This is a genomic window from Streptomyces sp. NPDC023481, assembly GCF_055560195.1.
This window is the reverse complement of the sequence record NZ_JBVHJE010000010.1, coordinates 146679-160962: the sequence shown is the minus strand read 5'-3', so window position 1 is coordinate 160962 and position 14284 is coordinate 146679. Positions and strand designations below refer to the sequence as shown.

Annotated in this window: 15 protein-coding genes; 14 read left to right on the top strand and 1 reads right to left on the bottom strand. The window is 72.1% G+C overall.

What is annotated here, in order from left to right; genetic code table 11:
* The first annotated feature begins 13 nt into the window (after positions 1–13).
* The 13 genes from ACZ3ZD_RS20870 (at position 14) to ACZ3ZD_RS20810 (ending at position 12624) form a co-directional block, all read left to right on the top strand.
* Positions 14–385: an FKBP-type peptidyl-prolyl cis-trans isomerase gene (locus ACZ3ZD_RS20870; protein ID WP_467399343.1), complete on the top strand. Its 372-nt coding sequence runs from the start codon at positions 14–16 to the stop codon at positions 383–385.
* Between the two features lie 158 nt (positions 386–543).
* A complete protein-coding gene (locus tag ACZ3ZD_RS20865; protein WP_467399341.1) occupies positions 544–1497 on the top strand; it encodes a helix-turn-helix transcriptional regulator in 954 nt (317 codons plus the stop codon).
* Between the two features lie 9 nt (positions 1498–1506).
* Positions 1507–2511 carry a helix-turn-helix transcriptional regulator gene (locus ACZ3ZD_RS20860; protein ID WP_467399338.1) on the top strand — a complete coding sequence of 335 codons (1005 nt, stop codon included), beginning with the start codon at positions 1507–1509 and terminating at the stop codon, positions 2509–2511.
* Between the two features lie 145 nt (positions 2512–2656).
* Complete coding sequence (locus ACZ3ZD_RS20855; RefSeq protein WP_467399621.1) at positions 2657–2917, top strand: hypothetical protein; 261 nt, start codon at positions 2657–2659, stop codon at positions 2915–2917.
* A 42-nt stretch (positions 2918–2959) separates the two neighbouring features.
* Positions 2960–3154 carry a hypothetical protein gene (locus tag ACZ3ZD_RS20850; protein ID WP_189986644.1) on the top strand — a complete coding sequence of 65 codons (195 nt, stop codon included), beginning with the start codon at positions 2960–2962 and terminating at the stop codon, positions 3152–3154.
* Between the two features lie 259 nt (positions 3155–3413).
* On the top strand, positions 3414–3692 hold the full coding sequence (gene tatA, locus ACZ3ZD_RS20845; protein WP_467399336.1) for a Sec-independent protein translocase subunit TatA: 279 nt from the start codon (positions 3414–3416) through the stop codon (positions 3690–3692).
* 48 nt (positions 3693–3740) lie between these two features.
* A complete protein-coding gene (gene tatC / locus ACZ3ZD_RS20840) occupies positions 3741–4694 on the top strand; it encodes a twin-arginine translocase subunit TatC (protein ID WP_467399333.1) in 954 nt (317 codons plus the stop codon).
* Positions 4695–4778: 84 nt separating this feature from the next.
* Positions 4779–7631 (top strand): DEAD/DEAH box helicase, encoded by a 2853-nt coding sequence (locus ACZ3ZD_RS20835; protein ID WP_467399331.1) that lies wholly within the window; start codon positions 4779–4781, stop codon positions 7629–7631.
* A gap of 303 nt (positions 7632–7934) precedes the next feature.
* Entirely contained in the window at positions 7935–9620 is a 1686-nt protein-coding gene (locus ACZ3ZD_RS20830; RefSeq protein WP_467399329.1) for a sensor histidine kinase, read from the top strand.
* Positions 9617–10021 (top strand): roadblock/LC7 domain-containing protein, encoded by a 405-nt coding sequence (locus ACZ3ZD_RS20825; protein ID WP_467399326.1) that lies wholly within the window; start codon positions 9617–9619, stop codon positions 10019–10021. The genes ACZ3ZD_RS20830 and ACZ3ZD_RS20825 overlap by 4 nt, the downstream gene beginning before the upstream one ends.
* A complete protein-coding gene (locus ACZ3ZD_RS20820) occupies positions 10018–10458 on the top strand; it encodes a DUF742 domain-containing protein (RefSeq protein WP_467399324.1) in 441 nt (146 codons plus the stop codon). Before ACZ3ZD_RS20825 ends, ACZ3ZD_RS20820 begins: the two co-directional genes overlap by 4 nt.
* A complete protein-coding gene (locus ACZ3ZD_RS20815; RefSeq protein WP_467399321.1) occupies positions 10439–11059 on the top strand; it encodes a GTP-binding protein in 621 nt (206 codons plus the stop codon). Before ACZ3ZD_RS20820 ends, ACZ3ZD_RS20815 begins: the two co-directional genes overlap by 20 nt.
* Positions 11060–11109: 50 nt before the next feature.
* Positions 11110–12624 carry a cytochrome P450 gene (locus ACZ3ZD_RS20810; protein WP_467399319.1) on the top strand — a complete coding sequence of 505 codons (1515 nt, stop codon included), beginning with the start codon at positions 11110–11112 and terminating at the stop codon, positions 12622–12624.
* Positions 12625–12648: 24 nt separating this feature from the next.
* On the opposite strand, the gene ACZ3ZD_RS20805 is transcribed toward ACZ3ZD_RS20810, so the two are convergent.
* Positions 12649–13593, bottom strand: coding sequence for a pseudouridine synthase (locus tag ACZ3ZD_RS20805; RefSeq protein WP_467399317.1), 945 nt, complete (start codon positions 13591–13593; stop codon positions 12649–12651).
* 87 nt (positions 13594–13680) lie between these two features.
* On the opposite strand from ACZ3ZD_RS20805, the gene ACZ3ZD_RS20800 reads away from it, so the two are divergent.
* Positions 13681–14262: a GNAT family N-acetyltransferase gene (locus ACZ3ZD_RS20800; RefSeq protein ID WP_467399314.1), complete on the top strand. Its 582-nt coding sequence runs from the start codon at positions 13681–13683 to the stop codon at positions 14260–14262.
* The last annotated feature ends 22 nt before the right edge of the window (positions 14263–14284 follow it).

Sequence of the window (14284 nt, the reverse complement as noted above, 5' to 3'; positions counted from 1 at the left end):
AGGAGCTTTTGACGTGAGCATCGACAAGCCCGAGATCGACTTCCCGGGCGGCGAGCCTCCGGCGGACCTTGAGATCAAGGACATCTGGGAGGGCGACGGCCCCGTCGCGCAGGCGGGCCAGACCGTCACCGTCCACTACGTGGGCGTGGCCTTCAGCACCGGCGAGGAGTTCGACGCCAGCTGGAACCGCGGCGCTCCGTTCCGCTTCCCGCTGGGCGCCGGCCGGGTCATCCAGGGCTGGGACAAGGGCGTGCAGGGCATGAAGGTCGGCGGCCGCCGCCAGCTGACCATCCCCGCCCACCTCGCCTACGGCAACCAGAGCCCGACCCCGGCGATCAAGCCCGGCGAGACCCTCATCTTCGTGGTGGACCTGCTCGGCGTCTGATCCATTCGTGATCCACTCCTGATCGGCCGGCCGGGTCCGACCGCATCCGATCAGCTGGGGCCCATGCCTGTTCGGGCATGGGCCCTCGGCTTTTGTCACCGCCCCGCGGAGCGGTACGGTCATCGCTCGGAAGCACCATAGGGAGGCGAAGGGCGTCGATGGCCATTGCCAAGGCCGAGCGGCTCATGAACCTCGCGCTGTGTCTGCTCGGCACCCGCCGGCCGCTCAGCAAGCGCGAGCTGCGGGAGTCGATCGAGGCCTATCTGGAAGCGGGCAACGACGACTCCTTCAATCGTATGTTCGAGCGGGACAAGGACGACCTGCGCGAACTGGGCCTGGTGATCGAGACCGTCGAGAGCATGGACGGCGAGGTGGGCTATCTCGCCCGCCGTGACAGCAACCGCCTGCCCCCCATCACCCTGGACGCCGAGGAGGCCGCCGCCCTGGGCCTCGCCGCCAAGGTCTGGCAGCAGGCCCGGCTGGCCGGAGCCGCCAGCGGCGCCCTGCAGAAGCTGCGCGCCGCCGGCCTGCCCGAGGACGTCGACCCGTACGAGGCGCACGGCGCCCTGGAACCGCGCATCCCGGTGCACGAGGCCGCGTTCGAGCCGCTGATGCTGGCCTGCCGCGACCGCCGCCCGGTGGTCTTCGAGTACCGCAAGGCGTCCGCCGCCCGCCCCGAGTCCCGGCACGTCGAGCCGTGGGCGCTGGAGTGCTGGCGGGGCCACTGGTACCTGGCCGGCTTCGACCGCGGCCGGGGTGCCGAGCGCGTCTTCCGGCTCTCCCGGATCACCGGGAAGGTCCGCTCCCGGGGTACGGGCTTCACCGCGCCCGTGCCCGACGTCGTCACCGTGCGCGAGACCGTCGCCGGCTGGGCCGGGGAGATAGCCGACCGCTCGGCGCTGATCCGGCTGCGTTCCGGCGCCGGTTACCCCCTTCGGGCGAAAGCCACCAAGGTCCGGGAACTCGGTGACGGCTGGGACGAGTTGGAGATTCCGTACGGGCACGGCCTGGACGCCTGGCTGGTGGAGTTCGGGCCGGACGTGGTGGTCCTGGAGCCGGCCGAGCTGCGGGCCGACGTGGTGGACCGGCTGCGTGCCGTGGCCAAGGGCTGAGGGGGAACCGTGGCAGTCAAACCGGTCAGGACCGTCAACGCCATCGACCAGACCCGGCGGATGCTCTCCCTGGTGACGTACCTGAGGGAGCGCCCCGGCGCCCGGATCGCCGATGTGGCGCGGGCCTTCGGCATCACCGAGGACGAGCTGGTCGCCGACCTCGACCTGCTGCCCATGTGCGGGACCAGTTTCCGCGGCGGCGACCTGCTGGACATCGACACCGACGGCGAGCGCATCTGGTGGCACAACCCGGCCGCGCTCGGCGAGGAGGCGGCCGAGCCGCTGCGGCTCGCCGCGGACGAGGCCACCGCCCTGCTGGTCGCCGCCCGAGCGGTGTCGACCCTGCCCGGCCTGCGGGAAGGCGACCGGCAGGCCCTGCTGCGGGCCACTGCCAAGGTCGAGGCCGCGGCCGGCGAGGCCGCCGGCGCCAGCTCCCGGCTGTCGGTGACCTTCGAGTCCGAGGGCGGTGTCTTCGCCGACGTCGACCGGGCGATCTCCGAGCGCCGCCGGCTGTGGATCCGCTACTACTCCCCGGCCCGTGACGAGGTCACCGAGCGCGAGATCGACCCCATCCGGCTGGTCAGCGTCGGCCACACCTATGTGGAGGCCTGGTGCCGCCGCTCCGAGGCCCGGCGCACCTTCCGGCTCGACCGGGTCGCCGAGATCAGGATCCTCGACGAGCCCTCGGCGCCGCCCGAGATAGAACTGCGCGACCTGTCCGAGGCGCTGGTCCAGCCGGCCGCCGAGGACCCGGAGGTCGTGGTCGAGGTCGGCCCCGGCGGCCGTTGGGTCGCCGAGTACTACCCGCACGACAGCGCCGACGAGCTGCCCGACGGCGGGCTGCGGATCACCCTGCGCACCCCCGAGCCGGCCTCCCTGCGCCGGCTCGCGCTGCGGCTCGGCGGCGACGGCCGGATCGTCTCTCCGCCGGAGCTGGCCGACAGCGCCCGGTCGGCGGCGGCGGAGGCGCTGGCGGCCTACGAGACGCAGCGGCCGGCGGTCTCCGGGCGGTGAGGCGCGCCCGGGGGAGCGCCGGGGACCGCGTGACCGGCCGCGACGGCGCCGCGGACGCGCGGGGGCGCCTCGTAGGGTTCCCGGCGGCGCGCCCGGCGAACGACCAGAAGAAGGAGCGAGGCCTGTGAGCGAGCGTGCGGGTGAGATGACGGCGGCGACCGCGTTCGCCGGCATGAGAAGAGCCGTCCCGGTGATGTTCAGGGCGGGCTGCCCCGACTGCCGGGGCCGCTTCGAGCTCGCCGCGGGCGCGCTGCGCCTCGCCATCGGCGCGACCAGCCGGACGACGTTCTACTCCTTCACCTGCCCCGACTGCGGCACCGCCGTCCGCAAGCCGGCGGGGGAGCGGATCGTGGAGCTGCTCACCGGCGGCGGGGTGCGGACCCTGCGGCTGCACTCCACGGTGTAGCCGGTCGCGGTGCGGGCCGGCGGACGGTCTAGTCTCGACGTCATGTTCTGGCCGATGTTCGCGGTAGCCATGGGTTTCCTGGGTCTCGCCGTCCTCGGGGTGCTCGCCGTGCGGGTGTTCCTTGAGGCGCGGCGCCTGGGGGAGCAGGTGGCGGACTCCGCGCGCCGTATCAACCGGGCCGCCGAGGATCTGGAGCGGGCGGCGGTGAGCACGGCCCGGGCCGCGGACGCGCTGTGAGCCGCGGCGGGCGGTGCCGGTGAGTGGGGCGGGGCGAGCGCTTTGCGTCACTTCGCCCTGTCATGCTGCCCTGTGGGAAAGGTACGCTGCTGGTCGTGGTGCGGAGAACGAGGCCCGCACCGTGGACCGGGAGTACGCACGGGGATTGCCTCACGTTTACCCCTGAGCGCTACGATCGCTGCCAGCACGACCATCGGACACATGTCCGACTGGCCGGACAGCACCCCACCCAGCCGCCTCGGTGAGAAGGTAAAGACTTATGTTCGGAAGGCTCGGAGCTCCCGAGATCATTCTCATCCTCGTCGTCATCATCCTGCTGTTCGGCGCGAAGAAGCTTCCGGACATGGCCCGCTCGCTCGGCAAGTCCGCGCGCATCCTCAAGAGCGAGGCCAAGGCGATGAAGGAAGAGGGCGGCTCCTCCGCCCAGACGCCCACCCAGGGCGAGCAGCCTCCGGCGCAGCGCACCATCCAGGCGTCCCCCGGCGACGTGACCAGCTCGCGCCCGGTCAACGAGCCGACGGACACCACCCAGCGCTGACGCAGGGCCGGAAAACCCCCGGCCTGCCGCACGAGATGAGGATGTGGGTTGCTCAAGCCTGCCCGCAAGAAGGAGAAGGACCCCGAGGGGCGGATGCCCCTCGCGGACCACCTTCGTGAGCTCCGCAACCGGCTCGCGAAGGCGATGCTGGCCGTCGTCGTCGTGACGGTGGTCGCCGCCTTCTTCTACAACGACATCATCAACTTCCTGACCCAGCCGATCCTCGACTCGGTCGGTTGCGGGAAGAGCTTCGCGGAACTGGCCCACTCGACTGCCAAGTCACAGCCGTGTGCGCAGATCACGATCAACGGCCTGCTCGCCCCCTTCACGCTGGCGCTGCAGGTCTCGCTGATGGCCGGTGTCGTGTTCGCGTCGCCGATCTGGCTCTACCAGCTGTGGGCCTTCGTGGCCCCGGGTCTGCACCGGCACGAGAAGAAGTACGCGTACGGCTTCGTCTTCACGGGCGCCCCCCTGTTCTTCGCCGGTGCCTTCTTCGCGTACAAGGTGCTGCCGACCACCGCGAAGGTGCTGCTCGGCTTCACCCCGGACGGCCGGATCGCCAACCTGCTGCCGCTCGACGACCTGCTCCAGCTGGTCACGCGCATGGTGATCGTCTTCGGTCTGTCCTTCGAGCTGCCGCTGCTGCTGGTCATGCTCAACCTCACCCGGGTGCTGTCCGGCAAGCGCATGCTCGGCTGGTGGCGGGGCATGATCCTGGGCATCACGATCTTCGCCGCCGTGGCCACCCCGAGCACCGACCCGCTGTCGATGCTGGCCCTGGCCGGGCCGATCTGGGTGCTGTACTTCGGCGCGGTCGGCTTCTCGCTGCTCAACGACAAGCGCCGGCGCCGCCGCGCCGCCGAGGGCCCCGACGATGACGAGGCGTCCGAGCTGGACCTCACGCCCGAGGACATCGGGGAGATCGAGCCCGTCCCGGCCGCCCGCGCCCTGCCCGAGCAGGCGCACACGGACCGCGTCAACGGCTACGACGACGTGACCTGACCGTTCCCGGCCCCGCCGGGCGATGCCCCCGTCCCCCAGGGACGGGGGCATCCGTCGTCTCCCCGGAGGCCGGGGATCCGGATAATGATCGTCCTGTTGTCAGCGGCGCCCGGTACGCTCGAACGTACGATGACAGAGGATCTCTCACCGGCCGAGCGGTACGCGGCAGCCCGCAGGCGGGCAGCCGAGCAGGCCACCGCCCTCGCCTCCTTCCGCGAGATGTACGACTTCGGCCTCGACCCCTTCCAGATCGAGGCCTGTCAGGCGCTCGAAGCGGGCAAGGGCGTGCTGGTGGCCGCTCCCACCGGCTCCGGCAAGACGATCGTGGGCGAGTTCGCCGTCCACCTCGCCCTGCGGCAGGGCAAGAAGTGCTTCTACACGACGCCCATCAAGGCGCTGTCGAACCAGAAGTACGCCGATCTGTGCCGGCGCTACGGCACGGAGAAGGTCGGCCTGCTCACCGGCGACAACAGCGTGAACTCCGACGCCCCGGTGGTCGTGATGACCACCGAGGTGCTGCGGAACATGCTGTACGCCGGCTCGCAGACCCTCCTCGGCCTCGGCTACGTGGTCATGGACGAGGTGCACTACCTCTCCGACCGCTTCCGCGGCGCCGTCTGGGAGGAGGTGATCATCCACCTGCCCGAGTCGGTGACCCTGGTCTCGCTGTCCGCCACCGTGTCCAACGCGGAGGAGTTCGGCGACTGGCTGGACACCGTCCGCGGCGACACCGAGGTGATCGTCTCCGAGCACCGGCCCGTCCCGTTGTTCCAGCACGTCCTCGCCGGGCGCCGGATGTACGACCTGTTCGAGGAGGGCGAGGGCCACAAGAAGGCCGTCAACCCCGACCTGGCCCGCCTGGCCCGCATGGAGGCCACCCGGCCGTCGTACCAGGACCGCAGGCGCGGCCGGGCGATGCGCGACGCCGACCGGGAGCGCGAGCGCAGGCAGCGTTCGCGCGTGTGGACCCCGGGCCGGCCGGAGGTCATCGAGCGGCTCGACTCCGAGGGCCTGCTGCCCGCCATCACCTTCATCTTCAGCCGCGCCGCCTGCGAGGCCGCCGTCCAGCAGTGCCTGTACGCGGGCCTCAGGCTCAACGACGAGGAGGCGCGTGAACAGGTCCGCGCCCTGGTCGAGGAGCGCACCGCCTCCATCCCGACCGAGGACCTGCACGTCCTCGGCTACTACGAGTGGCTGGAGGGTCTGGAGCGCGGGATCGCCGCCCACCACGCGGGCATGCTGCCGACCTTCAAGGAGGTCGTCGAGGAGCTGTTCGTCCGCGGCCTGGTCAAGGCCGTGTTCGCCACCGAGACCCTCGCGCTGGGCATCAACATGCCCGCCCGTTCGGTGGTGCTGGAGAAGCTCGTCAAGTGGAACGGCGAGCAGCACGCCGACATCACCCCGGGCGAGTACACGCAGCTGACCGGCCGGGCCGGCCGCCGCGGCATCGACGTCGAGGGCCATGCCGTGGTGCTCTGGCAGCGCGGTATGAGCCCCGAGCACCTCGCCGGTCTCGCGGGCACCCGCACCTATCCGCTGCGCTCCAGCTTCAAGCCGTCGTACAACATGGCGGTCAACCTGGTCGAGCAGTTCGGCCGGCACCGCTCGCGCGAGCTGCTGGAGACGTCCTTCGCGCAGTTCCAGGCCGACAAGTCGGTCGTCGGGATCTCCCGCCAGGTGCAGCGCAACGAGGAGGGCCTGGAGGGCTACAAGGCCTCGATGACCTGCCACCTCGGCGACTTCGAGGAGTACGCGCGGCTGCGCCGGGAGCTGAAGGACCGGGAGACCGAGCTGGCCCGGCAGGGCGCCGCCGAGCGCCGGGCCGAGGCCGCCGTCGCCCTGGAGAAGCTCAAGCCGGGCGACGTCATCCACGTACCGACGGGCAAGTACGCCGGGCTCGCCCTGGTTCTCGACCCGGGACTGCCCGCGGGCCGGACCGGCGGCCACCGGGGCTTCGACCACCACGACGGGCCGCGCCCGCTGGTGCTGACCGCCGAACGGCAGGTCAAGCGGCTGGCGTCGATGGACTTCCCGGTGCCGGTGGAGGCGCTGGACCGGATGCGGATCCCGAAGTCCTTCAATCCGCGCTCCCCGCAGTCCCGCCGGGACCTGGCCTCGGCGCTGCGGACCAAGGCGGGGCACATCCCGCCGGAGCGGGCGCGCAGGAAGCGGTCCCAGGCCGCCGACGACCGCGAGATCGCGCGGCTGCGGACGGCGATCCGCGCGCACCCCTGCCACGGGTGCGACGACCGGGAGGACCACGCCCGCTGGGCCGAGCGCTACCACCGGTTGCTGCGGGACACCTCGCAGCTGGAGCGGCGCATCGAGGGCCGTACCAACACGATCGCGCGGACCTTCGACCGGATCGTGGCCCTGCTGACCGAGCTGGACTATCTGCGCGGCGACGAGGTCACCGAGCACGGCAAGCGGCTCGCGCGGCTGTACGGCGAGCTGGACCTGCTGGCCAGCGAGTGTCTGCGCGAGCGGGTCTGGGAGGGCCTGGCCCCGGCCGAACTCGCCGCCTGCGTCTCCGCGTTGGTGTACGAGGCACGGGTCGGTGACGACGCCATGGCGCCGAAGCTGCCCTCCGGGAAGGCCAAGGCCGCGCTCGGTGAGATGGTCCGGATCTGGGGCCGGCTCGACGGGCTGGAGGAGGACTTCCGGATCAGCCAGACCGAGGGCGTCGGGCAGCGGGAGCCGGATCTCGGGTTCGCCTGGGCCGCGTACATGTGGGCGTCCGGCAAGGGCCTCGACGAGGTGCTGCGGGAGGCGGAGATGCCGGCCGGTGACTTCGTGCGCTGGTGCAAGCAGGTCATCGACGTGCTCGGGCAGATCTCCGCGGCGGCCCATGCGGAGGGCTCGACCGTGGGCAAGGCCGCGCGCAAGGCCGTGGACCAGTTGCTGCGGGGTGTGGTCGCCTACTCGTCCGTCGGCTGACCACGCCCGTCCTCGTCCGGAACGGCGACCGGGGCCGCCAGGGTGCGGCCCCGGTCGCCGTTTCACTCTTCACGGTGAGCAAGTCCCGCACGCCCGCCGTCCGTTACGTCTTGTGTTCGAACAAACGCCCTGCGTGTAAAAGGAGTTGAGGCTACTCCTCCTGCGGGGGCGATTTCAGGTGCTTGCCGAATATGACACGGCGATGATCCGGTCGGACTAAGCTCGCCCGCGACGCACCGAGTTGAGGCAATTCGCGCGTCTGTTCCCCCAATGAGCCGTACGTCCCGATCTCAGAAGGCATCCATGGTGAGTGTTCAGAAGCCTCCCGGTCGCCGCGAACGCCCCTATGCGCGTGTGCTCCTGCCGCCGGCCATAGTGATGGCCGCGGCGGCCGGAGCCGCCGTCGCTCTCGTACCGCCCGCGGCCCGGTTCGCCGTCGGCGCGTGCGGAGCGCTGGCCGTGCTGCTGGTCCTCGCCACCGCCGGGGAGGCCGCCCGCCGCGGCCGCCGGCTCCGCGAGGAGCAGGCCGAACACGCCCGCCACGCGGCCTACCTGGAGCAGCGGATCGCCGCGCACAACGAGCTGATGGAGCGCTTCGCCACCGAGGTCCTGCCCAACGGCTTCTACCGGCTGCGCCGCGGCCAGGTGCTGCGCAACGTCGTACGCGACGTCTTCGACACCGATCCCTACCTGCGTTCCCTGCCGCACGGCTACCGCGAACTGATCCGCATCGCGCTGCGCGGTGCCGACCAGGAGATCTCGATGCGGGACGCCACCGAGCGCTCCTTCGTGAGCGTCGCCCGCCGCGTCCAGGCCATCGTCCACCAACAGGCCGAGGAACTCAGGGAGATGGAGGAGGACCACGGGCGCAACCCCGAGGTCTTCGACGACCTGCTGCGCATCGACCACGGCACCTCGCTGATCGGCCGGCTCGCCGACACCATCTCCGTCCTCGGCGGCGGCCGGCCCGGCCGCCAGTGGCCCCAGCCGGTCTCCCTCTACAGCGTGCTGCGCGGTGCGATGTCGCGCATCCTGGAGTACCGCCGCATCAACCTCGCCTCGATCGTCAACATCAACATCAAGGGCACCTCGGTCGAGCCGGTCATCCACGCCGCCGCCGAACTCTTCGACAACGCCACGCGCTACTCGCCGCCCACCACCAAGGTGCACGTCACCGCCGTCGAGGTGCAGTCGGGCATCGTCATCGAGATCGAGGACTGCGGGGTCAGCCTGAGCGAGGAGTCCCGCGCCCGCATCGAGCGGATGATCGAGGACGCCAAGAACGGCGAGGACGCGCACAACCTCGGCGAGAACCCGCGGCTCGGCCTCGCCGTCGTCGGCCGCCTGTGCAAGCGGTTCGACATGGAGGTCTCGCTGCGCACCTCCGCCTACGGCGGGGTCCGCGCCATCCTCGTCGTCCCGCGCGTCATGACGACCACCGAGCCCGGGGTCGGCGCCGTACAGGCCCACGGCATCGGCGCCGCCGCCGCCCAGATCCCGACCGCGGACGCCGTCGAGGGCCCCAAGCGGCCGCCCAAGAAGCGCCGCCCCACCAGCCCCAAGCTCCCCGCCGGGATCTCCCTGGACGACGTCCCCGAGGTCACCGAGTGGACCGCGGGCGGCCTGCCGCAGCGCCGCAGCCGGATGCGGACCCCGCTCACCCAGCGGTACGCCGAGAAGGCCGAGGTCGAACGCGCCGAACGCGAGGGCCAACCGACGATCTGGTCGCAGAGGAAGCCGGAGCCGGAACCCGATCCCGAGCGGGAGGCCGAGCGCCAGAAGCTCAGGGAGCGGCCGCCGGGCCTGTGGATGGAGGACTTCTGGAACGGCCTGCGCAAGGGCATGCCGCCGGACACCCCCACCCACAAACTGACCGACTTCACACTCCACCCGACCGAGTACCTGCATCTGCTCAACGATTCGGCCGAGCACGCGGAGGGCGTCACCGAGGACGCAGCCGGGGCCGGCGAGGAGGGGGACCTCAAGTGATCCAGCAGCGAGGCAACCTGGACTGGATGCTCAAGCAGCTGAACGACGGCGTGCCGGGCATCGAGATGATCGTGGTCCTCTCCGCCGACGGACTGCGCATCGCCCGCTACGGCGGCGACCCCGACGCCGCCGACCGGGTGGCCGCCGCCTGCGCGGGCGTACAGAGCCTGGCCAGTGCCATCGTCCAGGAGATGCCCGAGGCCGGCGACATGAAGACCGTCGTCTTCGAGATCGACGGCGGCTACTTCTACCTCATGAACGCCGGCCCCGGCGCCTTCCTCGCCGTGCTCTCCGACGTGACCTGCGAGCCGGGGCGGATGAGCGGCATGATGCGTGACCTCGTCGTCCGGATCGGCGCCCACCTCACCAGTCCGCCCCGGCGGGACGGGCAGACCGTATGACCCCTCCACGACGCACGCGGCGCCGGCCGCAGCCCCCCGCCGCCAAGCCGCAGCCGGTTCCCCGGCCGGCACGGCCCGCGCCGCCGGACGCGGGCACCGGCCAGGGGCCGCGCCCGAACCCGGAACGGCTGTACTCCGTCACCGGCTCCGACGACGGCACCCGCGCCGAACTCGACCTGGTCACGCTGATCGTGGCGCGTTCGACGCCACCGGTCCTGGCCACCCCGGAGCAGGCGGCGGTGCTCCGCCTCTGCCAGGCCCCGCTGTCCGTGGCGGAACTCTCGGCCTACCTCAGGCTTCCGTTCAGCACGATGACCGTCCTGCTCACCGAGCTGATCACGGCCGAACTGGTGCACACCCGCGCGCCCGTCGTCCGCCAGGCCGTCCCCGACCGATCACTCCTCGAAGCGGTGATGCATGGACTTCAAAGGCTCTGACACCCTCCCCGGACCACGCACCGAGGACCACCTGCCGCACACGGCGCAGGCCGCGGTGAAGATCGTGATCGCGGGCGGTTTCGGCGTCGGCAAGACCACCATGGTCGGTTCGGTCAGCGACATCAGACCGCTGACCACCGAGGAGACCATGACCCAGGCCGGCATCGGGGTCGACGACGACTACGGCTCCGACTCCAAGACGGCCACCACCGTGGCCATGGACTTCGGCCGGATCGGCATCACCGAGAAGCTGGTGCTCTACCTCTTCGGAACTCCCGGCCAGGAGCGGTTCTGGTTCCTGTGGAACGGCCTGTTCGAAGGCGCGCTCGGCGCGGTCGTGCTGGTCGACACCCGGCGCCTGGAGGTCAGCTTCGATGTCATGGGCCGGCTGGAGGAGGGCGGTGTGCCCTTCGTCGTCGCCGTCAACTCCTTCCCGGACGCCCCCCGTTACCCCATCGAGGAACTGCGCACCGCGCTCGACCTGGGCCCGGACATCCCGATCATCGAGTGCGACGTACGCCGCCGCGCCTCCAGCAAGGACGTGCTGATGACCCTGATGCGCTTCCTGCACTCGCTCGCCCTGTCCGGCGCCCTCACCTGACCGGCAGCCACCCGCCCCCTCCTGCCCCCTTTCGTTCCGGAGCGACCACTGTGACGCCTGAACACCCCGCCCCGACCGGCACGCACGACACCCTCTCCGGCCCGCCGCCGGGCTGCCCCGCGCACGGCCTCGTCCCCGCGGGGCCGCGCCGGCTCTACGGCCCCGAGGCGGAGGACCTCGGCGAGCTGTACGAGCGCCTGCGCGAGGAGCACGGCCCCGTGGCACCCGTGCTCCTCCACGACGACGTCCCCATGTGGGTGGTCCTCGGCCACGCCGAGAACCTGCAACTGGTGCGCCAGGCATCCCAGTTCACCCGCGACAGCCGGATCTGGACCCCGCTGCGCGAGGGCGCGGTCAAGCCCGACCACCCGCTCATGCCGCACATCGCCTGGCAGCCCATCTGCTCCCACGCCGAGGGCGAGGAGCACAAGCGGCTGCGCGGCGCCGTCACCGCGGCCATGGAGACCATCGACCACCGCAGTGTGCGCCGCCACATCGGCCGCTACACCCAGATCCTGGTCAACGGCTTCTGCGAGCGGGGCCGGGCCGACCTGGTCTCCCAGTTCGCCGAGCACCTGCCGATGGCCGTGATGTGCGAGATCCTCGGCATGTCCGAGGAGTACAACGACCGGATGGTGCAGGCCGCCCGGGACGCCCTGAAGGGCACCGAGACCGCCATCCAGAGCCACACCTACGTCATGGAGGCGCTCAGCCGGCTCACCGCCCGGCGGCGCGCCGAGCCCGAGGACGACTTCACCAGCCACCTCATCACCCACCAGGCCGAGCTCACCGACGACGAGGTCCGCGAACACCTGCGGGTCGTGCTCTTCGCGGCCTACGAGGCCACGGCCAACCTCCTCGCCAACGCGCTGCGCATGGTGCTGACCGAGCCGGGGTTCCGCGCCCAGCTCAACGGCGGCCAGATGACGGTGCCGGAGGCGATCGAGCAGTCCCTGTGGGACGAGCCGCCGTTCAGCACCGTCTTCGCCTACTACGCCAAGCAGGACACCGAGCTGGGCGGCCGGCGGATCCGCGAGGGCGACGGGCTGCTCTTCGCGCCCGCCCCGGGCAACGTCGACCCGCGGGTACGGCCCGACCTGTCCGCGAGCATGCAGGGCAACCGCGCGCACCTCGCCTTCGGCGGCGGCCCGCACGAGTGCCCCGGCCAGGACATCGGCCGCGCCATCGCGGACGTCGGCGTCGACGCGCTGCTGACCCGGCTGTCCGACATCCAGCTCGACTGCGCCGAGGAGGACCTGCGCTGGCGGTCGTCCATCGCCTCCCGGCACCTGGTGGCCCTGCCGGTGCGCTTCGAACCGAAGCCGCAGCAGGACGTCGACCTGCCGCCGCAGGCCATGCCCGTCCCGCAGCAGAGGTCCCACTGGAAGGTGGGCACCCTGAGCACCGACCCGGCTCCGCCCGCCGAGCCCCGGCCGGTCGCCGTCCGCCCCGCCCCCGCCGAGCCCCCGGCCCCTGCGGAGACCCCGGCCCCTGCAAAGACCCCGCAGGCCGCCCGCCCCCGAGGTGTCTGGCGCCGGCTGCTGGCCTGGTGGCACGGCGAGTGAGCCCCGTACCCGCCGGGGCCGGGCTCAGGCGGCCCAGGTCTCGTACGACGTCCAGGCCTCGAGTTCGCGCGCGCTGGTGAAGGTGTGGTCCGCGCCCGTGACCGGATCGGTGAACTCCAGTGTCCGGGCCAGCAGTTGGAGCGGACGGTGGAAGGCGCCGGGCGGTTCGGGGGCGGCCACCCCGGGATAGAGCGGGTCGCCGAGGATGGGCACGCCCAGGCTGTTCAGGTGCACCCTCAGCTGGTGCGTCTGACCGGTCGTGGGGTGCAGCCGGTAGCGGCCGAGGCCGGCGCGGTGGCCGGCCAGTTCCACGCGGGTCCGCGCGTTCGGTTCGCCCGGGACCTCCCGGGCGGCCTGCACCCCCCGCTCCTTGACGATCCTGCTGTGCACGGTCCGGGGCAGCGTGAGCGCGGGGTCGTACGGCGCCACCGCCTCGTACTCCTTGCGCACCAGCCGGTCCCGGAACAGCGTCTGGTAGGCGCCGCGCTCCTCGGGCCGTACCGTGAACAGCACCAGCCCTGCGGTGAGCCGGTCCAGGCGGTGGGCCGCCGTCAGCGTCGGGACGCCCAGCTCGCGGCGGAGCCGGGCCAGCGCGGTCTGGGCGACGTGCGAGCCGCGTGGCGTCGTGGCCAGGAAGTGCGGCTTGTCGGCGACCACGATGTGCTCGTCCCGGTACACCACCTCCACCGGGAACGGCACCGGCACCTCGGCGGGCAGCTCGCGGTGGAACCAGACGTACATCCCCGGCCGGTACGGCGCGTCCGGCGCCACGGCCCGTCCGTCGGCCCCGACCACGAGACCCGCGGCGAACATCGACTCGATCATGCCGGGACCGGCCCCCGTCAGCCGCTCCACCAGATGCTCCCGCACGGTGGCCCACGCCCCGCCCGCGGGCAGCCGCAGCCGCACCGGGTCGACCCCTTCGCGCTGGGGGAGCGGGGCGGGCGGGGGCGGTGTACGGCGTCTCATCGGGGTCAAGGGTACGGGGGCACGGTCACCGGGACGCGGGCCGAAATCGGCTGCGCCCGGAGCCGCGCACTCGGCAGGATGTCGACCATGCCGTATCTCACCAGCCCGGTCGTGGCCCCCGGCGCCCTGGCCCGCGCCCCCCAGCCCACCCTGTCCGCCGGCGACGGCCTGGTCCTGCGCCCGTGGCGGGCCGAGGACGCGCCCGCGGTGCACGCCGCCTTCCAGGACCCGGTCCTGCGGCAGTGGCACATAAGGTCCTGCGACTCCGCCGAGGAGGCCGCCGACTGGATCACGCAGTGGCACCAGGGGTGGGCGGACGAGCGGGACGCGCAGTGGGCCGTCGTGACGGAGGCGACGGACGAGCTGCTGGGCCGGGCCGCGCTGCGCGCGATCCGGCTCGGGGACGGCGTCGCCGAGATGGCGTACTGGACGGTGGCGCGGGCGCGGGGCCGGGGTGTCGCCGTGCGCGCCACGACGGCCCTGGCCCACTGGTCCTTCGAGGAGGTGGGCCTGCACCGCCTGGAACTGACCCACGCCACCGCCAACGAGGCGTCCTGCCGGGTCGCCGGCAAGGCCGGGTTCGCCCTGGAGGGCACCAAGCGCAGTGCCCTGAACCACCCGGACGGCTGGCACGACATGCACCTGCACGCGCGCGTGCGCGGCGACTGAGCCGTACGGCACCCCCGGCGCG